A 20,477-nucleotide genomic window follows, 5' to 3' on the forward strand; every position below is an offset into this window, starting at 1 on the left:
TACCGCCGTTCCAGTGATCGAGTTAAGAGTTTTGTTATTATCGTTTTTTTCGATTAACTCAATCTATTTATTTCGCTTTTTTCAATACTACAATCTGTACTATAGTTTGTCTCGTACAAACACGAACCAAACCGACACAACTGAATTCGGTTTGGAGCTAACCATACTTTTTAGGAGCAAAAAAATGGTACTAGTAGGTCGTCAAGCCCCTGATTTTACTGCAGCAGCTGTTCTAGGTAACGGTGAAATCGTTGAAAACTTCAACTTTGCAGAGTTCACTAAAGGTAAGAAAGCAGTAGTATTCTTCTACCCACTAGATTTCACTTTCGTTTGCCCATCTGAGCTAATCGCATTCGACAACCGTCTAGCTGATTTCCAAGCTAAAGGTGTTGAAGTAATCGGTGTTTCTATCGATTCTCAGTTCTCTCACAACGCATGGCGTAACACTGCTATCGAAGATGGCGGTATCGGTCAAGTTAAGTACCCACTAGTTGCTGACGTTAAGCATGAAATCTGTAAAGCTTACGACGTTGAGCACCCAGAAGCAGGCGTTGCTTTCCGTGGTTCTTTCCTAATCGACGAAGAAGGCGTTGTACGTCACCAAGTAGTTAACGACCTACCACTAGGCCGTAACATCGACGAAATGCTACGCATGGTTGACGCTCTTAACTTCCACCAGAAGCACGGCGAAGTATGTCCTGCACAATGGGAAGAAGGTAAAGCAGGTATGGACGCATCTCCAAAAGGTGTTGCAGCGTTCCTATCTGAGCACGCAGCTGACCTAGGCAAAAAATAATAGACCTTCACCCTAGCTCAACGGGTGTGATGGTTGGATGTATATAAAGCAAAAAGTTAATGCGGAAAACCGCAAACGCCAATCAGTCTAAGTAAAGTCCTATCAAAGCCCAGAGCCTCAGCTCTGGGCTTTCTTTTTCCTTCAGATAAACCGCCAAAATGAGGTAACGCTTTAGCGTAAACTTTACCTCTATTTATCATCTCCTCCATACAGATTCTGCTTACTGGCCCTGTTAATATCTTAGCCACAACACTTATTTGTAACGTTAGCAGGATGAATGAACGTGGTTACTCACCTAGAAGTCTGTATCGATAATATTGAATCTCTGCACTACGCCATTGCTGGCGGCGCCACTCGGATTGAACTCTGCTCCTCTTTGGCTTTAGGCGGACTAACACCCAGTTATGGTTTTATGCAGCAAGCGGCTAAGCTTTCGAGTGTTCCAGTTTATGCCATGATCCGCCCACGCCAAGGTGACTTCTTCTACAATGAAGAAGAGATCGAAATGATGCGTTGGGATATTGAAGCGGCTCACCAATCAGGCTTGAGCGGTGTCGTGTTCGGCGTGCTCACTCAAGACGGTGATATTCATATGCCTTACGCGGCTGCGCTGTGTGAATTTGCTCAAGCGCTTGGCTTAGGCGTGACCTTCCATCGTGCCTTTGACCAGTGTCGTGACGCTGAAAAAACTTTGGAAGAAGTGATCAGCTTAGGTTGTGAACGTATTTTAACCTCCGGTCTTGCGCCTTCAGCACCACAAGGGATCGATGTGCTTAGAGCTTTGGTTAAGCAAGCCCAAGGACGCATAGCAATCATGGCGGGGGCTGGCGTTAATGCGAGTAACGTACGTGAGCTAGTAGAAGACACTCAAGTTCCTGAAATCCATCTGTCAGGCAAAACCACACGCCCTAGCCAAATGACCTTTGTTGCTGAACAAAGCAAAATGGGCGCATCCGATGTCGATGATTTTTTAATCCCCATCACAAGTACACAAGCCATTACCGATGTCGTAGCAGCTCTCAAATAGACTACCGTAACCTCACGCGCATAGCTTTTGAGTGCTAACATATTGTTTATCAAGGAGTGAGGAAAGGTGTATGTCTAAATTGAAGAAAAAGGAATACGAAAAGGAGCTCAAAAACCTTCAAGTTGAGCTCGTAAAACTTCAAGAGTGGATCAAACACAAAGGGTTAAAAGTGGTGGTTCTGTTTGAAGGACGTGATGCTGCGGGCAAAGGCGGAGTGATAAAGCGAATTACAGAAAAGCTAAACCCGCGTGTTTGTCGCGTAGTGGCTCTGCCTGCACCGACAGAAAAAGAAAAAACGCAATGGTACTTCCAACGTTACGTCGCTCATTTACCATCTGCTGGTGAAATCGTTTTATTTGACCGAAGTTGGTATAACCGAGCAGGTGTCGAAAAAGTCATGGGGTTCTGTACTCCAGACGAATACGAGGAGTTTTTACGCTCTTGCCCTGAATTCGAGAGAATGTTGCAACGCTCTGGGATTATTCTGATTAAGTATTGGTTTTCGGTTTCAGACGAAGAGCAGGAAAAACGTTTTCTAGGTCGAATTAATACGCCGATCAAACGTTGGAAATTCAGCCCAATGGATTTAGAGTCACGTCATCGCTGGGCGGAGTATTCGGAAGCAAAAGATAAGATGTTTGCCTATACAGACACGAAAAACTGCCCTTGGTGGGTCGTCCCTTCTAATGACAAAAAGAAAGCGCGCTTGAACTGTATCAGTCATTTACTAAGCCAGATTGATTACAAAGCACTTGAGTACTCACCCATCGAATTACCTGAACTCAATAAAGAAGGTTACGTCAGAGCGCCCATTGATGATCAGACCTTCGTTCCTGATAAATATTAACGTGCTTTCCTTCTCTCTAATAAATAGGCCAGCCTAAAAGCTGGTCTATTTGTTGAAGTCAGTTACTTCAGTACGTCATCAATACTTTGATCACCTAGGTGGCGTACATCTTTCCCTTTCACAAAGTAAATAATGTATTCACAGATGTTCTGGCAGCGGTCCCCCACGCGTTCAATCGCGCGTGCCGACCACATCACTTGCAGAATATTAGGGATATTTTTTGGATCTTCCATCATGTAAGTCATCAACTGACGAATCACCGCTTCATACTCGGCGTCTAGTTTGTCATCTTGTTTATGCACCTCTGCTGCCGCTTCTACATCCATGCGGGCAAACGCATCTAAAACCTGATGCAGCATATTAATTGCCTGACGGCAGAGAGGCTCTAACGACACTTGGAATTGTCGTTCTTTTGATGATGGGCTTTCGATAGCAACGTAAGCAATGCGTGTCGCCACATCACCGATACGTTCTAAATCAGTGATCGTTTTGATGATAGCCATGATTAAGCGCAAGTCTTTTGCCGTTGGCTGACGCTTAGCAATAATGCGTGTACAGGCGTCATCGATCGAGACTTCCATCGCATTCACTTTATGATCGTCACGCACAACCTTACGCGCCAGTTCGATGTCTTCTTTATGCAAGGCTTGAATAGCATACGAAAGCTGCTGTTCTACCAAGCCTCCCATGGTTAATACATGAGTACGAATCGATTCTAGCTCTACGTTAAATTGTCCTGAAATATGACGTCCAAAGTGCATGATGTTCCTTATTCCGTATAGAGTCGCGACTTAACCGTAGCGACCCGTAATGTAATCTTCGGTCTGTTTCTTCATTGGCGAAGTGAAGATCGAGTCCGCGTCAGAGTATTCAATTAACTTACCCATATGAATGAATGCAGTATGATCGCTCACTCTCGCCGCTTGTTGCATGTTATGGGTAACGATAACCACAGTATATTGAGTCTTCAGCTCATTGATAAGCTCTTCAATAGTTAAAGTTGAGATTGGATCCAACGCTGATGTTGGCTCGTCCAATAACAGGACTTCCGGCTCAATCGCCACCGCGCGCGCAATGACCAAGCGCTGTTGCTGACCACCAGATAAGCCAAATGCGTTCTCATGCAAGCGGTCTTTTACCTCATCCCACAACGCCGCCGAGCGCAAGGATCGCTCCACTGCGTCATCTAAACTGCGGCTGTTTTTTACACCTTGTAAGCGTAAGCCATAAACTACGTTTTCATAAATAGACTTAGGAAATGGATTGGGTCTTTGAAACACCATTCCCACTCGGCGTCGAAGTGTCGCAACATCGACATTAGGATGATAAACATTCTTGCCATGGAGACGCACTTTGCCTGTGACTCGACATCCTTCCACTAAGTCGTTCATGCGATTGATGCAACGTAATAACGTCGACTTTCCACACCCTGAAGGACCGATAAAAGCGGTGACTCGCCCTTTGGGAATTCGCATCGAAATATCATGCAGCGCCTGAGTTTGACCATAGAACAGATTAAGGTTCTCGATTGAGATGGCTGTTTGTTCATCCGTTAAATTATGAACGTCCAATGGTGGCTCATAACCTAATGTACTATCAAAATTAAACATACTTAATCTTGTCCTAACGTTCTGTATTTTTCTCGTAAATTATTGCGAATACTGATTGCTGTTAAGTTTAGCCCGACAATCACTGTCACGAGTAAGAAAGAGGTGGCATAAACTAATGGTCGCGCCGCTTCGATGTTGGAGGTTTGAAAGCCAACATCGTAAATGTGAAAACCTAAATGCATGAACTTTCTATCCAAATGCACATAAGGGAATTGTCCGTCAACCGGTAAACTGGATGCCAATTTCACGACCCCCACCAGCATCAGTGGCGCTACTTCGCCAGCTGCACGCGCAATCGCAAGGATCAAACCTGTGATAATAGCTGGCGTCGCCATAGGCAAAACCACGCGCCATAGCGTTTCGAACTGAGTTGCACCAAGTGCCAGAGAGCCATGTCGTACGGAGCTCGGAATTCGAGTTAAACCTTCTTCTGTCGTCACAATCACAACTGGAAGCGTCAGCACGGCAAGAGTTAGTGCTGACCATAACAAACCCGGCGTACCAAAGGTTGGTGCCGGTAGCTTCTCCGCATAGAATACGTTGTCGATAGAGGCACCAATCGTATAAACGAAGAAACCTAAACCAAACACGCCATAAACAATCGATGGAACACCCGCTAGGTTTATAACCGCAATACGAATAACTCTGGTTAGAGCGTTATTCTTAGCATATTCATGTAGATAGATAGCGGCGATCACCCCAAGTGGCATCACAATGATCGACATAATGAGTACTAAGAAAACCGTACCAAATATCGCAGGGAACACGCCTCCTTCGGAGTTAGACTCTCTTGGATCTTCAGATAAAAACTTCCAAACCTGTTTTCCCCAATGCATGACTTTATCAGGCAGTGACATTTGGTTTGGATACCAGTAGTCCAAAATATCTTCGAGCGGAATCGATACTTGTGACCCCGTCATATCCTCGGCAATCAAGGCATAGTCAGAGAGCTGAAGTCGTAAACCATCAAGTTGCAAATCTAACGTCGCAAGCGCTTTTTCTATCTGCTCTTTTTTCGTCTGATTTTCCTTTAAGAAGCTTTCTGTCAGCGTGTCATTCAATTCATGCTTGCGCTTTTCTAATCGCAACTGCTCTAGCTTCCAACCAAGCTCTTTAAGCTGATCGACCACCAAAGAATCAATCTCATGGCGCAGAGTTTCTGCATCATCAAGCTTTTTATTTAGTATCGATTGAATATCACTGGTGTATATATTATCGCCATCTTGAAACGCCACCAGCTTACCAAAGAAATAACCACCGCTACTGCGCTCTATCACCGCCCACTCTTCTGGCGTCGTGGGCTCATCCAACTGCATTTGCAATACGGAGATAAAATCGGCGGGATACAACTCTCGGTTGGCGATTTTGATGTTGAGTCGCGTGGCAAAATCTTCATCGTCTTCTAACTGTTGTGCTGCGCTTTCAGGCAAATAACTCTTCGGTACAAAGCTGCGCTCATACACTTGACCAATCAGAATAGTATTTTCATGTAGCACTTCGCCTTGTACAGGTGTCAGCGCTGCAACATTCCACTGATACAAGGGCGCTGGCCAAAAGTAAGTCAGGCCTTTCCAGCCGATAAGGAGTAACAACCCTAATACCGACAACAAACTGATGCTGACTGCACCGCCTGTTAGCCATATCCACGGTGCGCCAGAACGAATCCAATTTAACACGTTATTACTCGCTCTTTATTCAAACCATTATTACAACGCACGGTACTTATCTCTCAGTCTCTGACGAACCCACTCCGCAAGCGCGTTTACTGCAAACGTAAACACAAACAAAATCAATGCAGCTAGGAACAGCAGGCGATAATGCGAACTTCCAACTTCCGACTCTGGCAACTCAACGGCGATGGTCGCCGACAGGCTGCGCAATCCTTCCAAAATATTCCAATCCATTAATGGCGTATTGCCCGTTGCCATTAACACAATCATGGTTTCGCCAACAGCGCGTCCCAGGCCCATCATAATGGCAGAAAAAATACCTGGGCTTGCAGTAAGCAAGACAACATAGATTAAAGTTTGCCAAGGCGTGGCCCCTAATGCCAAAGAGCCATCCGATAAATGCTTCGGTACAGAGAAAATAGCATCTTCGGCAATGGTAAAAATCGTCGGGATAACAGCAAACCCCATCGCTAGCCCCACCACCAATGCATTGCGTTGATCGTAACCAATACCATGCTCGGTTAAGAATAAGCGCATATCGCCACCAAAGAACGTCTGCTCAATCGTAGGCGAAATCCACACTCCAAGCCCAATCAGTACCAATATGACAGGCATGAGCACTAAAGCATGCCAACCATTAGGCAGACGATTCCGCAAAGGTTGCGGTATTAATGCCCATAGCCCGCCCATAATCATGGTGCTCAAGGGCAAAACAAACAGCATAACGACGATCGTAATCAAATGATCTTCGACAATAGGCGCGAACCACAATCCCGCGAGGAAACCTATGATCACCGTCGGCAGTGCTTCCATTAGCTCAATCGACGGTTTTACGACACGACGCATGCGTGGCGACATAAAGTAAGCCGTATAAATAGCACCTAGCACTGCGAGCGGTACTGAAAACAGCATCGCAAACATCGCCGCTTTTATCGTTCCAAACGCAATAGGTACTAGGCTGAACTTAGCCTCAAAGTTATCGCTCGCCGAAGTCGATTGCCACACAAATTCAGGCTCAGGATACCCTTCGTACCACACTTCTTGCCATAATGAAGACAATGAAATTTCCGGATAGGCATTGTCCACTTCCGCAACATTTAACGCATTATTTTGCCAAGTGATTAAGTAGCGTTCATTGTTAGACATTGCTGCGATTGCGGGCGCTTGATTGTACGCACGCTTAAACAACACCAGTTTTTCACTGGTTGTATAATGGCTTTGCAACGTGCCGTTGGTGTAAAAGCTATAAAATCCTTTTCGATGAGAATCCGGCAACAAATACTTAAGCTCTGATGCCAATTTAAAATCACGAATATGCGTTAACGTGCGTTTTTCTTCTTGCAGCGTATCAAACCATTGCGACACCCGACCATCGTTGTGCGTCACCAAAAGCGAGTAAGCACCAGCCAATAAGTCTATCGTACGAACGGAATGCTTCTTATCACCTTGAGTGAGATCGACCACCTCCCGTACAGCAAATTTACGTGCGGTTTTCTTTAACACTATCAACTCAGAGCCATCGCGCAAATAAAGCGTTTCACCGTCAGGTGTCAACAACATTTGCTGAGGCGTATTAAAGCCTGAAGAGAACGTAAAATCGATCGTTGTAGGAGACGTACCCAAAGACGAAGCCACTTGCCAGCGAGCTTTCACTTCACCGCTTTGCGTCTGCCAAACAACCGTTGGTAAGGGCGTCGAAGCTGCAAATACAAACTGAGTCACAGGATCTTGAGGCGTACTTAGTGTCAGATCCATGCTGGTGTCTAGCTCAATCACTTCCGGAGGACGTGTATTTTCTCTCAATGTGGCATTAAATTCTGGCTTGAAAAGGTTCGCTTTACCCTGCCCATCAACAAATCCATACCAACCTAGCCCAGGAGCAGATTGAGAGAAAGCGACGGGTTTCTGGACGATTTGCTGTGTATACACCGCAGGTTTCGTAGGATCGTCCATCGACAAATATTGAATCTCACCACTTTGGGTTAGAACGAACGCGAGCTGAGCGTAATCATCCACTGAAATCGCAAGTGGTGTTTCAATATGAGTGGCTCGAATGGCTTGGTTGGTTTTGATCTCCGCATCAGAAAAAAGCGGAATGATCACCATGGCGAGGTAGACAAAGATCAAAATAAGCGCCGCGAGTACGCCGACACCACCGGATGTCACTGCAAGTCGAACTAAACGATCTTTTATCAGTCGTTTCTTATCTTTTTCCTGCAATGAAAACTCGGCTTGTGCCATTTATATCTCTACCTTTTTTGACTTAGTACTAGAATATGTCGTTAAGATGACAATTATATTACAGATCACATTAAACACCTGAAAAGAATACAACTCTTATGCAATGCGTGGTATGAAATAAATCTGTAATGAAAATCTCATAATGTTCTCACTCATCCATTTTTCCAAGATGAGTACGTAATACTTCACTTTTGGCTAGGTAAGGTTATGAGCGCAGAAAAACTATATATAGAAAAAGAGCTGAGTTGGTTGTCTTTCAACGAACGAGTATTACAAGAAGCTGCCGATAAAACCGTCCCTTTGATCGAACGTATTCGCTTTCTTGGGATCTTTTCCAACAATTTAGATGAATTTTACAAAGTACGCTTTGCGGACGTGAAGCGCAGAATCCTAATCAGCCAAGAGCGCGGTGGCAGTGATAGCCCTAAACGACTGTTAACCAAAATGCAGTCGAAAGCACTAAAGCTTAACGAACAATTTGATGAGCTTTACAGCGAGTTGATTCGAGAAATGGCGCGACGTCGCATTTTCTTGGTCAACGAGCAACAACTGGATGAATCGCAACAAAAGTGGATCGCAAAATACTTCCGTAGAGAGGTAATGCCGCATATCACTCCCCTCCTAATGAAAGACGAGATCGATGTTCTGCAATTTCTCAAAGACGAGTACGCTTACATCGCCGTAGAACTGCGTAAAGAAGAACATTATCAGTACGCTCTGATCGAAATTCCGACCGATCACCTTCCCCGCTTTGTGATGGTACCAGAACAGAAAGGAAAGCGTCGAAAAACCATCATCTTACTTGATAATATTATCCGCCACTGTTTGGACGAGCTGTTCAAAGGCTTTTTTGATTATGATGAGCTTAGCGGCTATGCGATGAAAATGACGCGTGACGCTGAATACGATTTACGCAACGAAATCGAGTACAGCTTGCTTGAACAAATGTCAGAGGGTGTCAATCAGCGACTGACAGCAAAGCCCGTTCGCTTCGTCTACGAACGCGATATGCCGCCTCAAATGTTAGAGTTTCTGTGTAACAAACTTAATATCTCTAACTACGATAACCTTATCCCCGGCGGACGCTATCACAACTTTAAAGACTTCATCGGCTTTCCAAATGTTGGACGAGAATATCTTGAAAATAAACCTCTCCCGCCAATGAAATGTGCCGATTTCGAAGGTTATGCCAACAGCTTTGACGCGATTAAAGCGAAAGATATTCTGCTCTATTATCCCTACCACACTTTTGACCACATTAGTGAGTTAGTGCGCCAAGCCTCCTTCGATCCCAAAGTACTTAGTATCAAGATTAACATTTATCGCGTCGCGAAAGATTCTCGCTTGATGAACTCTTTAATTGATGCGGTGCACAACGGCAAAAATGTCACTGTGGTCGTCGAACTGCAAGCTCGCTTTGATGAAGAAGCCAATATCGAATGGTCAAAAGTATTAACCGAAGCGGGTGTGCACGTCATCTTTGGTGCGCCTGGTCTAAAGATTCACTCAAAGCTACTGATGATTAGCCGCCGCGAAGGTGAAGAAATTATTCGCTACGCACACATCGGCACAGGCAACTTCCATGAGAAGACGGCACGAATTTATACCGACTTCTCCCTGCTTACGGCAGATCAAGAAATCACTAATGAAGTCCGTAATGTCTTCGGTTACATTGAGAATCCATACCGACCAGTGAAGTTCAATCACCTTATGGTATCTCCTCGTAATTCTCGAACCCAAATCTACCGCTTAATCGATAATGAAATTGCGAATGCCAAGCTAGGGAAAAAAGCCGCTCTTACGATCAAGGTCAATAACCTAGTCGATAAAGGCATCGTCAATAAGCTTTATGGAGCAAGTACTTCCGGTGTAAAAATAAACATGATCATTCGAGGCATGTGCTCATTAGTACCGGGCATTGAGGGGATCAGCGACAATATTCGCATCATCAGTATTGTTGACCGCTTTCTTGAGCACCCTCGCGTGGTGATCACCCACAATGATGGCGATCCGCAAGTTTATATCTCCTCCGCAGACTGGATGACAAGAAATATTGATCACCGTATCGAGGTAGCAGTACCAGTCCGTGATCCACGTTTGAAACAGAGAATTATTGATATAACGAATATCCATTTTACCGATACAGTAAAGGCTCGTTTAATAGATAAAGAAATGAGTAACGCTTACGTACCACGAGGTAATCGCAAAAAAGTTCGCTCTCAAATCGCTATCTATGACTATCTTAAAAATATAGAAAAGCAAACTAGAAAACAAAATTCAGATGCCTCAAATACTTGAACAAGATACTCGCTACATTGCCGCGATAGACCTCGGCTCAAACAGTTTCCATATGGTGGTGGCCAAAGTTGTCGGCAGTGACCTACAACTGGTTAGTCGTCATAAACAACGTGTTCGCTTAGCATCAGGACTCGACAGTGAATTGAACTTAAGTCACGCCGCAATGGAGCGTGCGCTAGAATGCTTAGCCATGTTCGCTGAAAGGTTGCAAGGGCTTGATGAGTCAAATGTACGTATCGCCGCCACACACACACTAAGACGCGCTAAAAATGCCCACCTTTTCATCGAGCGTGCGAAAGAAGTGATGCCTTTCCCAATAGAAATTATCCCTGGAGAAGAAGAAGCCCGCCTGATTTACTTAGGCGTCGCGCACACTCAAGTAGAATCCAACTCCAAACTAGTCATCGATATCGGAGGCGGCAGTACCGAGATGATTATTGGACAAGAATTTGAGCCTGAGCTTCTCAACAGTAAACAGATGGGATGCGTCAGTTTTACAGAGCAATACTTTAAAAACGGCAAACTGTCAGGAAAAAACTTCAGCAAGGCGATGTTAGCTGCCGAACAAAAACTCGAGTCCATCGCTTCAACATATCGTAAAAAGGGCTGGGATATTGCTCTCGGCTCATCAGGAACCATCAAAGCGATTCAAGAAGTGCTAGTAGGATTAGGTTTTGAAGATGGCCTGATCACAGCGAGTCGACTGGATACACTTATCGAAACTCTGTGTAAATTTGATTCCATTGAAGATATTGAGCTGGCGGGTCTAACAGAAGAACGTAAACCCGTATTCGCAGCAGGCGTAGCGATTTTGTCCGCGATTTTCAAAGCGCTTCGCATTGAGCAAATGTTTTTCTCCGATGGTGCTCTACGCGAAGGCCTGTTGTACGAAATGGAAGAACGTTTCGCACGCTCCGATATTCGCATGCGCACCACAGAAAATTTAGCCAACAAGCACCGAGTCGACTTAGAGCATGCCGCTCGTGTTAAGGGGCATGCACGTGAGATGTTATGCCAGGTACGCTCTGAACTAGGCATTAAGAAAAAGAGTGAGTTATTTGACTTACTAGAATGGGCAGCGTTGCTTCATGAAGTCGGATTAAGTATCAACTTGCGTAGTTTCCATCGCCACTCTTTTTATATTCTGTTGCACTCCACCCTACAAGGCTTCAACCGTGAGCAGCAATTAGTGCTTGCAACATTAGCTCGCTTCCAGCGTAAAGCGCTCAAATTGCAAGAACTACCAGATTTCAACCTCTATAAACAGAGTGACGTTATAAGCCTCATCAAAATATTACGACTTTCTATCGTATTAAATGGGCAGCGTAATGAAGATCCATTGCCTGATATCACCTTATCTATCAAAAATGACGAATGGATTCTCACCTGCACAGATGAAGCATGGCTAGAAAACAATAAATTACTTCACGCGGATTTACAGGAAGAACAAGAACGTTGGGACAGCGCGAAGTGGACACTCACTTTCTGATCTCGTACTGTCCATACCTAAATAAAAAGTCGGCTTACAGGCCGACTTTTTTTAACTCTTCTTCTGCAAAGTCTGCCGTAATGGGCACATAACCATCTTTCTCAACCAACGCTTGTCCCTGAGCAGAAAAGATAAAGCGAATAAACTCAGCTTCAATTGGTGTTAATGGGTAATCAGGGTGCTTATTCACGTAAACATATAAGTAACGTGATAGTGGGTACTTACCACTAACAATATGTTCTCGCGTTGGAGTCACGTAGTCATTTCCCATTTTAGCCACAGGGACTAAGCGCACGCCTGCCACTCGATAACCGACACCGGAATAACCAATTCCACTGATGGTTGACGCTACAGCTTGCACAACTGACGCGGAGCCTGGCTGCTCGTTAACTCGAGTCTTGAAATCGCCGCCACACAAGGCATTACTTTTGAAGTAACCATAAGTTCCAGAAACGGAGTTACGACCAAACAACTGTACGTTTCGCTTTGCCCACTGTGATTCAAGACCGAGTTGCTGCCAGTTTGTTACAAATTGACTTTCACCACAGCGTAGCGTGGCAGAAAACAAAGCATCTAATTGACTAAAGTTAAGACCTTGAATTGGATTATCTTGATGAACAAAAATACCGATTGCATCGATGGCTACCCTAAGCGCCGTTGGCTTGTAGCCATGTTCACGTTCAAACGCTTCAACCTCTCTTAAACGCATAGGGCGGCTCATGGGACCAAACTGAGCTGTTTGTTCGGTCAATGCTGGAGGGGCAGTAGAAGAGCCAGACGCTTGGACTTGCGCATTAATATTCGGGTAAATGGATTTAAACTCTTCAACCCAAAGCGTTGTCATACCCGCAAGTGTATCGGAGCCAACAGAGAGCAAGTTCCCGACAATCCCCGTCGTTTTATGATAAGTCGGCAATGGTTTATCTTGAGCGGCAGCCATAAAAGAACAAACAAGCGTGAATAAACTGAATGTTTTTGCCAATCGTAAAGCCATTATTTCACCACCAAACGTTCAGGCAATACGAAAGAAAACTTACTGCCCACGCCTACTTCACTGTGAATTTCTAAATGAGAGTCATGGTGACTCAGCGCGTGTTTTACAATGGCAAGCCCTAAACCACTTCCACCAGTATCACGTGATCTTGCTTTATCCACTCGATAAAAACGCTCAGTAAGTCGATGGAGGTGCTGAGGTTCAATACCATCACCACTATCTTCCACTTCTAAGCATGCGCCTTGAGAGGTCTGGAACCAACGAACATTAATGTTCGCACCAGGCGGTGTGTATTTGACGGCATTATAAACGAGGTTAGAGATAGCACTACGTAACTGGTCATCATCGCCCAGCACGCGTAGGCTAGCATCAACATCAAATTTCAATTTATGTTGGTTGTCCCCACTAAGGCTAACCGCCTCTTTTTCTAACACTTCAAGCATCGCGGGCACATTCACGACTTCCTCAAGCTCATGCATAGGTGCCGCTTCAATTTTAGATAGTGTCAGTAGTTGGTTCACCAAACTGTTCATGCGGTTAAGCTGCTCCGTCATGACACCATGAGCTTTGCTCCACATTGGACCCACGACCATATCAGGGTCTTCAGTCATCTCCAAATAACCTTGTAGCACCGTCATTGGTGTACGCAGTTCATGAGATACGTTGGCAAAGAAGTTGCGACGCATTCCCTCAAGTTGTTTTAATTGGCTCACATCACGCACTACCATCAAGTGCTCACCCTCGGTATACGGTACGATACGCAATTCCAGCATCCGTTCGACGTTGAGTGGTGAACGCATTTCTAATGGCTCTGAGAAGTCTTTCTTGTTGAGGTACTTGATAAAATCAGGTGTACGAATGAGATTGGAGATAGGTTGACCTGAATCTTCTGGCCAATGGAAGCCCAGTAAGTGCTGAGCCAGCTTGTTGCACCAAACAATATTGCCTTCAGCACGGAATACCACTACCGCATCGGGTAGCGATTCTGCACCATTTCGGAATCGACGAATAAGATTAGTAAGCTCTTTTCGTTTGCGGCGTTGGCGCTGTTGTAAGCGATACAACCCATTGAACAAAGATTCCCAGTTACCGCTACCAGACGGTGGCGTGAGGCGTTTTTCATCCCATAACCAAGAAGATAAACGTACTTGGTTATGCAAATGCCACACAAGCTGCAATGCCGTAGCTGCCAAAAGCAACCACGGCATATAACCGAATATCCAACCTACTATCACCCATGGGGTGTAAAAAAAAGCCAGCTCCCAGGCCAGCTTTTTCCACGTTAATCTTTCAACCACTCATAACTCCAGAAATGGTACCGATAAGCTGCGTGTTAATTTATGCCTTCGTCGAGAAGCGGTATCCAGCACCACGAACAGTTTGGATCAGCTTATCATGCCCTGCAGCTTCCAATGCTTTACGCAGACGGCGAATGTGAACATCGACCGTACGGTCTTCGACATACACGTTGGTGCCCCAAACATTGTTTAATAGCTGCTCACGGCTGTATACGCGTTCTTGATGCGTCATGAAAAAATGAAGCATCTTAAATTCTGTTGGGCCCATGTCTAATGGCGCATCATTAGCCGTAACACGGTGCGATACAGGGTCAAGCTTCAATCCCTGTACATCAATTACATCTTCTAGTGCAGTCGGAGTAACGCGACGAATCACCGCTTTTAAGCGTGCAACCAACTCTTTAGGAGAGAATGGCTTAGTAATGTAGTCATCCGCACCGACTTCTAAACCGCGCACTTTATCTTCTTCTTCACCACGAGCGGTAAGCATCACAACTGGAATGTTGCGCGTTAATTCCTCTCGCTTCATATGTTTGATGAAGTTAATGCCACTACCGCCTGGTAACATCCAATCCAGTAAAACTAAATCAGGGAAGGGTTCAGCCAGTTTGGTTACTGCAGTATCGTAATCTTCCGCTTCTACCGCTTGGTAACCTTTCTGCTCAAGTACGAAGCACAGCATTTCGCGAATAGGAGCTTCGTCTTCAACAACCAGAATCCTTCTAGACATAATTGAGTAACCTTATGTTCGTTGAGCTAATGAATTTAAGAGACAAAGCGCCTCTCTTTGCATAAGCATTATCACTACCAATTATGACACTTTTGTGACCTTTGAAAACAAATTTTCATATAACTTTCTTTTGAGGTTCATTCGAATATTTTTCATTTCTATTAAGACATCAGCACAAAAATTCCCTATGATTAGTCCCTTGTCATCAAGCCTAGAGAAGATTTATGTGGTTTAAAAACTGTCTGGTATACCGCGTTAACCGCGAGGTTACTTTTAACGCCGAACAACTAGAAACTCAGCTGTCTGAATTCCAATTCACCCCGTGTGGCAGTCAAGACAAACAGAAATTTGGCTGGGTCAGTGCAATGGGTAGACATGGCGATATGATGACTCACGTGTCAGAAAACCGCATTCTGATTTGCGCCAAGAAAGAAGAGAAAATGCTACCTGCCTCTGTGATCAAAGAATCATTGAATGCAAAAGTAGAAGCAATGGAAGCGCAAGAAGGTCGTCCTCTGAAGAAGAAAGAGAAAGACAACCTGAAAGATGACATCGTAATGGATTTACTGCCGCGCGCATTCAGCCGCAGCAGCCACACTCACGTGCTCATCATGCCAAAAGAAGGTTTTATCCTTGTTGATGCAAGCAGCTATAAAAAAGCAGAAGATGTATTAGCATTGCTTCGTAAAACCATGGGTAGTCTACCTGTTGTTCCTGCTATTCCAGAAGTGGCGATTGAAACTACGCTAACCGAGTGGGTGAAAAGCGGTGACACACCTCAAGGTATCAGCATGATGGACGAAGCTGAGCTAAAATCCGTACTTGAAGAAGGTGGTGTGATTCGCTGTAAGAAGCAAGAGCTAACCACTGATGAAATCCGCAACCACATCGCTGCGGATAAAGTCGTGACGAAACTTGCGCTTAATTGGCAAGATCGTATTGAGTTCATTATGACGGAAGATGCAGGCATCAAACGTCTAAAATTCTCTGATGAATTGAAAGATCAAAACGATGATATTCCACGTGAAGATCAAGCAGCTCGATTTGATGCAGACTTCTCTCTAATGTGTGGAGAGTTCAGTGCTTTCCTTCCCAACCTATACGATGCGCTAGGCGGCTTACCGAATCCTAACGCTTAATTTTGTATAAAGGTTAACCATAACGCCCTCACTTTTTTTGAGGGCGTTTTTCTATCTGAAGCACAATTACCCTAGTCACAGTTCACATTTTGACGTAAAATTTGCGCCCCATTTCCATTAGGTGGAATTGGCCTGACTTGTGATCAGATAAAAGAGAATTGAGCAATGACAACTGAGAAAGCATTCGTGCCTGAGCTACTATCTCCAGCGGGCAGCCTGAAAAACATGCGTTACGCATTCGCCTACGGGGCAGATGCAGTTTACGCTGGCCAACCTCGCTACAGCCTTCGCGTACGTAACAACGAGTTTAACCACGAGAACCTAAAAATCGGTATCGATGAAGCCCACGCCCTAGGCAAAAAGCTTTATGTGGTATGTAACATTCAACCACACAACTCGAAGCTAAAAACGTTCATCCGTGATCTTAAGCCAATCGTAGAGATGGGTCCTGACGCATTGATCATGTCAGATCCAGGCCTAATTATGATGGTTCGTGAAGCTTTCCCAGAAATGCCAATTCACCTTTCTGTACAAGCGAACGCTGTAAACTGGGCGACCGTTAAGTTCTGGGCAGCGAATGGCGTGGAACGTGTGATCGTTTCTCGCGAGTTATCTCTAGAAGAAATCGAAGAAATTCGTGAGCATTGCCCTGAAACTGAACTTGAAGTATTCGTTCACGGTGCATTATGCATGGCTTATTCTGGTCGTTGCCTACTTTCTGGCTATATCAACAAACGTGACCCTAACCAAGGCACTTGCACTAACGCATGCCGCTGGGAATACAAAGTTGAAGAGGGTAAAGAAAACGACGCTGGTGACATCGTAGAGAAATTCGACCCGACGGAAGCACAGCCTGTCGAAGTACAAGACGAGCGTCCTGAAACCACAATTGGTCGCGGCAAACCAACAGATGAAGTCGTTCTACTTTCTGAAGCACACCGTCCAGAAGAAAAAATGGCAGCTTACGAAGACGAGCATGGTACTTACATCATGAACTCTAAAGACCTACGAGCGGTTCAGCACGTTGAACGCTTAACTAAGATGGGTGTTCACTCATTGAAAATTGAAGGTCGTACTAAATCGTTCTACTACTGCGCACGTACCGCTCAAGTTTATCGTAAAGCAATTGATGATGCTGTAGCAGGTCGACCATTCGATGAAAGCCTAATGGGTACACTAGAAAGCCTAGCTCACCGTGGCTACACTGAAGGCTTCCTACGCCGTCATACACACGATACTTACCAAAACTACGATTACGGTTACTCAGTCTCTGATGCTCAACAGTTTGTTGGTGAATTCACTGGCAAACGTCGTGGTGACATGGCTGAAGTAGAAGTAAAAAATAAGTTTCTTGTCGGTGATAGCCTTGAACTAATGACACCAAAAGGCAATATTGTTTTCACGCTAGAGGCAATGGAAAACCGCAAGTCAGAGTCTATTGAAGACGCGAAAGGAAACGGTCACTTTGTATTCATTCCAGTACCAGCAGAGCTAGATTTAGAATATGGCCTATTAATGCGTAATCTAAACTCAGGGCAGGACACCCGTAACCCGACTGGTAAGTAACCATGGCCTTGCTCATTACTGATAAATGCATTAACTGCGACATGTGTGATCCCGAATGCCCCAATGGGGCAATCAGTATGGGAGAGAGCATTTTCGAAATTGATCCAGCGCTATGTACAGAGTGTAAGGGGCATTACGAAAAGCCGACCTGTCAGTCAGTGTGTCCAATTACAAAATGCATAATCACTGATCCGAACCATGTCGAAACTGAAGAGCAGTTGCTTGAAAAATTCGTGATTATTCAAGGGTTAGCATAAGAGCAATTAGGTTCAACTTTGGCATCAAAGTTGAACCTTTTCTCAACCTGATTTTTCAATAGGGATAATATTGCAGAACAGCTCTTTTTCAAAATGATACTCTAGTCTCTCACGCCAATTTTCCGCTTGAGAAACAGGTATTAAATAAAAGTTTTCTCGGCTCGTATCAGTAACGAAAGCCATTCCATATTGCATCAGCTCATAATGCACATCATTAACAAAACCCGGATCAAGGCGTTGACGCCCAGTCAGGTGATTCACATCCTCTCGAGTCAAAGAGACTCCTTTAGTATCACTGCTAAATCTGTGTCTTAACCACTCTGCAAATTCTTTTGCACAAATCATAGTCATGGTTTTGTCCTTGATTTACTCTTCTAACAGGAAAAGGGTATATCCCTGCCTTACACACTTGTCTGCGTTGTTATCGCTTTTTAGCCAACTGACAGACATATTGCTAAGAAACCAGAGTATCGTGACGAAAGATCTTTTTATAAACAGAGAAGTTACAACTTACCCATACTACAACTCTTTGTTTAATTTAGATTTCTATAATATGTCCCCAAAACTGATTGGGTTAGTTTTTGTATTGGTACTATTCAATGTAGACAAAAGTATGATGTTTCTCCAGTTTCATAAAAGAGATCACCAAGTACAGATAAACCTGAAGAGTAACACTAATTAGGATTGATAAGCGGCAAGCATTGAGGTGGAACGACTTTTTTTCGTTTGGGCTTAGAGGTTGTTTTTACCCGTTGAGGGGTATCAGTAGGTTTTGCTTTCGGGGCCCAACTTGCAAGCTCAGCACCGCAACCATCACCTACTGGAGGTGGTGCTTGATCAACACAATAGTCGCTCGAATCAGGACAAGATAACCTGACGTGAAAGTGGTAATGATGCCCCCACCATGGACGTACTTTACGTAACCAAGAACGATCTTTGCCGTTTTCTTGCAAGCAAAGTTGCTCCTTAATAACAGGATGTACAAAAATTCGTGCAACATCCTTACTTTTTGAAGCGTACCGAATTAGCTTAAAGTGCCGTTCTTCCCAGCGATGATTAAGTATGGAATAACCTTTTAAATCCACCACACTCATGGGCTTAGGAAGTTGTAATTCGTTATAAGAAAGCGGTTGGTCAGCAAGTCTTAACCAAATATCGATATCTAACCCGGTTTGATGACTAGAATGACCAGAGGAGAACCTTCCACCTCTAGGTAAAGACAAATCACCAATCAGCAGAGTGGTGTTGAGATTTTGGTGAGCTTTAAGCGCCAGATTTTCAATAAACTCTATCGTTTTAGGGTGCCCATAGTAGCGCTTCGTTTTACTACGTAAGACTTGATAACCAACGCCATCGAGAGGCAAGGGTAATGCACCATCTAAACAACCGTTAGCATAACTACCAATAGAGGAGGAAGAGTTTCGGGTAGGATTAACCGCAGACTCCCAAGGAGTAGAACATACTGAAGCTGAGAAACATAAACCCAAAGTTACAATGAAACTCAGCCTCATAGCCTTTAACCTTTAGTAGTGTTCGCCATTATCGTAATAAGCTTTAGGAGATAAGGCGGAAAAGATAACTGCAACATCAATATCGGCACCAGCGATACCGCGCACTTGTTGCGTAATAAGCTTGGCAACTTCATCTTGCACTTCCTGACCACGGTCGAACCAAAGCACTTCGACAAAAGGATATGCAGCACTCACCTCACCCTCATTGAAAAACGTAGTGTAGATATACTCAAAAGTAAAATCCTCACGCGGACAGTCCATTAGAGGCTGAAGTTCATCCTTAAGGGGTTTTGATAATGCCTGAACAGCTTGTGGCTCTACAGCACGGAATCGAAAATGTGGCATAAACTTACTTCCTAATTATTAGCATTAAGGCATGATGATAACAGGAACCAAGTCAGTAATCATCCAAGCCAATGTAACCACTGACCTTTCAATAGATTGTGAATCAGATGTGCTCGATAACGAAGAAAAAGTGTTATGAAATTCGAAGGTAAAACAGAAAGAGCAACGCGATACATCAACATTTAGTAATTACATTACTAGAAAATAAAACTATCTGAAGCAAAGGTATGCCATATTCGTTGGATAAACATACACCTGACGTCGAAACTATACGTTAGGAATAAAAGAGCCCCTGACCTAAGCCAGAGCTTATGAATATGGGGGATAGGTGAAGTGGACCAATATCCCGGAGATATGAGCTTTCAATCCCCCCGATACTTTGGTATCAGAGGAATCGACAACTCTTCCAACTAGTCAGCTTCTCTTTTCTTCAGATGCAAAAAAGCCCCAGCATTACTGCTGAGGCTTTAGAGTATGGCAGGGGTGGAGAGATTCGAACTCCCAACACGCGGATTTGGAATCCGCTGCTCTGCCAATTGGAGCTACACCCCTGTAATTCGTGTTTATTGAGACGACGCTCAAATAAGTGGCGGAGTGGACGGGACTCGAACCCGCGACCCCCGGCGTGACAGGCCGGTATTCTAACCAACTGAACTACC

The 20,477-nt window shown here is 44.5% G+C and carries 18 protein-coding genes and 1 tRNA gene; 8 read left to right on the forward strand and 11 right to left on the reverse strand.

The genetic code is table 11. The annotated features are described in order from the left end of the window. Nucleotides 1-184: 184 nt before the first annotated feature. From R7O13_RS18195 to ppk2, 3 genes are all read left to right on the forward strand, one after another. Entirely contained in the window at nt 185-796 is a 612-nt protein-coding gene (locus tag R7O13_RS18195) for a peroxiredoxin C (protein WP_005381738.1), read from the forward strand. 283 nt (nt 797-1,079) lie between these two features. Continuing rightward, nucleotides 1,080-1,823, forward strand: a complete 744-nt coding sequence (locus tag R7O13_RS18200) for a copper homeostasis protein CutC (protein WP_154205211.1) — start codon at nt 1,080-1,082, stop codon at nt 1,821-1,823. A gap of 70 nt (nt 1,824-1,893) precedes the next feature. Beyond that, a complete protein-coding gene (gene ppk2, locus R7O13_RS18205) occupies nt 1,894-2,670 on the forward strand; it encodes a polyphosphate kinase 2 (RefSeq protein WP_318304395.1) in 777 nt (258 codons plus the stop codon). 62 nt (nt 2,671-2,732) lie between these two features. Here the strand turns inward: ppk2 and phoU are convergent, their stop codons facing one another. Genes phoU through R7O13_RS18225 form a run of 4 tightly spaced genes read right to left on the reverse strand, consistent with a single transcriptional unit; the run spans nt 2,733 to nt 8,191 of the window. Then, complete coding sequence (gene phoU, locus R7O13_RS18210; protein ID WP_005381744.1) at nt 2,733-3,431, reverse strand: phosphate signaling complex protein PhoU; 699 nt, start codon at nt 3,429-3,431, stop codon at nt 2,733-2,735. A 30-nt stretch (nt 3,432-3,461) separates the two neighbouring features. Continuing rightward, nucleotides 3,462-4,280 carry a phosphate ABC transporter ATP-binding protein PstB gene (pstB, locus tag R7O13_RS18215; RefSeq protein WP_005381745.1) on the reverse strand — a complete coding sequence of 273 codons (819 nt, stop codon included), beginning with the start codon at nt 4,278-4,280 and terminating at the stop codon, nt 3,462-3,464. Nucleotides 4,281-4,282: 2 nt separating this feature from the next. Continuing rightward, the gene (gene pstA, locus R7O13_RS18220) at nt 4,283-5,956 is read right to left on the reverse strand and encodes a phosphate ABC transporter permease PstA (protein WP_213898581.1); all 1,674 of its coding nucleotides are present in this window, start codon (nt 5,954-5,956) and stop codon (nt 4,283-4,285) included. A gap of 30 nt (nt 5,957-5,986) precedes the next feature. Beyond that, the gene (locus tag R7O13_RS18225) at nt 5,987-8,191 is read right to left on the reverse strand and encodes an ABC transporter permease subunit (RefSeq protein WP_171344850.1); all 2,205 of its coding nucleotides are present in this window, start codon (nt 8,189-8,191) and stop codon (nt 5,987-5,989) included. 207 nt (nt 8,192-8,398) lie between these two features. Between R7O13_RS18225 and ppk1 the strand changes: the two genes are divergently transcribed. Continuing rightward, nucleotides 8,399-10,489 carry a polyphosphate kinase 1 gene (gene ppk1, locus R7O13_RS18230; protein ID WP_005381748.1) on the forward strand — a complete coding sequence of 697 codons (2,091 nt, stop codon included), beginning with the start codon at nt 8,399-8,401 and terminating at the stop codon, nt 10,487-10,489. Further along, complete coding sequence (ppx, locus tag R7O13_RS18235) at nt 10,473-11,978, forward strand: exopolyphosphatase (protein WP_033905789.1); 1,506 nt, start codon at nt 10,473-10,475, stop codon at nt 11,976-11,978. Before ppk1 ends, ppx begins: the two co-directional genes overlap by 17 nt. A 34-nt stretch (nt 11,979-12,012) precedes the next feature. Here the strand turns inward: ppx and R7O13_RS18240 are convergent, their stop codons facing one another. The 3 genes from R7O13_RS18240 to phoB are packed head-to-tail and all read right to left on the reverse strand — an operon-like array spanning nt 12,013 to nt 15,000. Further along, complete coding sequence (locus tag R7O13_RS18240; RefSeq protein WP_318304397.1) at nt 12,013-12,972, reverse strand: phosphate ABC transporter substrate-binding protein PstS family protein; 960 nt, start codon at nt 12,970-12,972, stop codon at nt 12,013-12,015. Continuing rightward, entirely contained in the window at nt 12,972-14,270 is a 1,299-nt protein-coding gene (gene phoR / locus R7O13_RS18245; RefSeq protein WP_005383667.1) for a phosphate regulon sensor histidine kinase PhoR, read from the reverse strand. Before phoR ends, R7O13_RS18240 begins: the two co-directional genes overlap by 1 nt. A 40-nt stretch (nt 14,271-14,310) precedes the next feature. Next, a complete protein-coding gene (gene phoB, locus R7O13_RS18250) occupies nt 14,311-15,000 on the reverse strand; it encodes a phosphate regulon transcriptional regulator PhoB (protein WP_005381752.1) in 690 nt (229 codons plus the stop codon). A 224-nt stretch (nt 15,001-15,224) separates the two neighbouring features. Here phoB and rdgC point away from each other — a divergent pair, with 224 nt between their 5' ends. From rdgC to R7O13_RS18265, 3 genes are all read left to right on the forward strand, one after another. Beyond that, a complete protein-coding gene (gene rdgC, locus R7O13_RS18255) occupies nt 15,225-16,139 on the forward strand; it encodes a recombination-associated protein RdgC (protein WP_017633930.1) in 915 nt (304 codons plus the stop codon). 165 nt (nt 16,140-16,304) lie between these two features. Further along, nucleotides 16,305-17,705, forward strand: a complete 1,401-nt coding sequence (gene yegQ / locus R7O13_RS18260) for a tRNA 5-hydroxyuridine modification protein YegQ (RefSeq protein ID WP_005381754.1) — start codon at nt 16,305-16,307, stop codon at nt 17,703-17,705. Between the two features lie 2 nt (nt 17,706-17,707). Beyond that, a complete protein-coding gene (locus R7O13_RS18265; RefSeq protein ID WP_005381763.1) occupies nt 17,708-17,962 on the forward strand; it encodes a YfhL family 4Fe-4S dicluster ferredoxin in 255 nt (84 codons plus the stop codon). 42 nt (nt 17,963-18,004) lie between these two features. Here the strand turns inward: R7O13_RS18265 and R7O13_RS18270 are convergent, their stop codons facing one another. The 4 genes from R7O13_RS18270 to R7O13_RS18285 form a co-directional block, all read right to left on the reverse strand. Next, nucleotides 18,005-18,313 (reverse strand): hypothetical protein, encoded by a 309-nt coding sequence (locus tag R7O13_RS18270; RefSeq protein WP_005381765.1) that lies wholly within the window; start codon nt 18,311-18,313, stop codon nt 18,005-18,007. A 323-nt stretch (nt 18,314-18,636) separates the two neighbouring features. Continuing rightward, nucleotides 18,637-19,473 carry a penicillin-insensitive murein endopeptidase gene (gene mepA, locus R7O13_RS18275; protein WP_005381766.1) on the reverse strand — a complete coding sequence of 279 codons (837 nt, stop codon included), beginning with the start codon at nt 19,471-19,473 and terminating at the stop codon, nt 18,637-18,639. A 12-nt stretch (nt 19,474-19,485) separates the two neighbouring features. Next, entirely contained in the window at nt 19,486-19,818 is a 333-nt protein-coding gene (locus R7O13_RS18280) for a DUF1904 domain-containing protein (protein WP_318304400.1), read from the reverse strand. A gap of 475 nt (nt 19,819-20,293) precedes the next feature. Next, a tRNA-Trp gene (locus R7O13_RS18285) sits at nt 20,294-20,370 on the reverse strand. Nucleotides 20,371-20,477 lie beyond the last annotated feature (107 nt).

The sequence above is a fragment of the Vibrio sp. Y176 genome (assembly GCF_033438945.1).

Excerpts from the sequence above, each read along its gene's own strand:
- R7O13_RS18195 (WP_005381738.1), top strand. The coding sequence starts at position 185 with ATGGTACTAGTAGGTCGTCAAGCCCCTGATTTTACTGCAGCAGCTGTT.
- ppk2 (WP_318304395.1), top strand. The coding sequence starts at position 1,894 with ATGTCTAAATTGAAGAAAAAGGAATACGAAAAGGAGCTCAAAAACCTT.
- phoU (WP_005381744.1), bottom strand. The coding sequence starts at position 3,431 with ATGCACTTTGGACGTCATATTTCAGGACAATTTAACGTAGAGCTAGAA.
- pstB (WP_005381745.1), bottom strand. The coding sequence starts at position 4,280 with ATGTTTAATTTTGATAGTACATTAGGTTATGAGCCACCATTGGACGTT.
- R7O13_RS18225 (WP_171344850.1), bottom strand. The coding sequence starts at position 8,191 with ATGGCACAAGCCGAGTTTTCATTGCAGGAAAAAGATAAGAAACGACTG.
- ppk1 (WP_005381748.1), top strand. The coding sequence starts at position 8,399 with ATGAGCGCAGAAAAACTATATATAGAAAAAGAGCTGAGTTGGTTGTCT.
- ppx (WP_033905789.1), top strand. The coding sequence starts at position 10,473 with ATGCCTCAAATACTTGAACAAGATACTCGCTACATTGCCGCGATAGAC.
- R7O13_RS18240 (WP_318304397.1), bottom strand. The coding sequence starts at position 12,972 with ATGGCTTTACGATTGGCAAAAACATTCAGTTTATTCACGCTTGTTTGT.
- phoB (WP_005381752.1), bottom strand. The coding sequence starts at position 15,000 with ATGTCTAGAAGGATTCTGGTTGTTGAAGACGAAGCTCCTATTCGCGAA.
- rdgC (WP_017633930.1), top strand. The coding sequence starts at position 15,225 with ATGTGGTTTAAAAACTGTCTGGTATACCGCGTTAACCGCGAGGTTACT.
- yegQ (WP_005381754.1), top strand. The coding sequence starts at position 16,305 with ATGACAACTGAGAAAGCATTCGTGCCTGAGCTACTATCTCCAGCGGGC.
- R7O13_RS18265 (WP_005381763.1), top strand. The coding sequence starts at position 17,708 with ATGGCCTTGCTCATTACTGATAAATGCATTAACTGCGACATGTGTGAT.
- R7O13_RS18270 (WP_005381765.1), bottom strand. The coding sequence starts at position 18,313 with ATGACTATGATTTGTGCAAAAGAATTTGCAGAGTGGTTAAGACACAGA.
- mepA (WP_005381766.1), bottom strand. The coding sequence starts at position 19,473 with ATGAGGCTGAGTTTCATTGTAACTTTGGGTTTATGTTTCTCAGCTTCA.
- R7O13_RS18280 (WP_318304400.1), bottom strand. The coding sequence starts at position 19,818 with ATGCCACATTTTCGATTCCGTGCTGTAGAGCCACAAGCTGTTCAGGCA.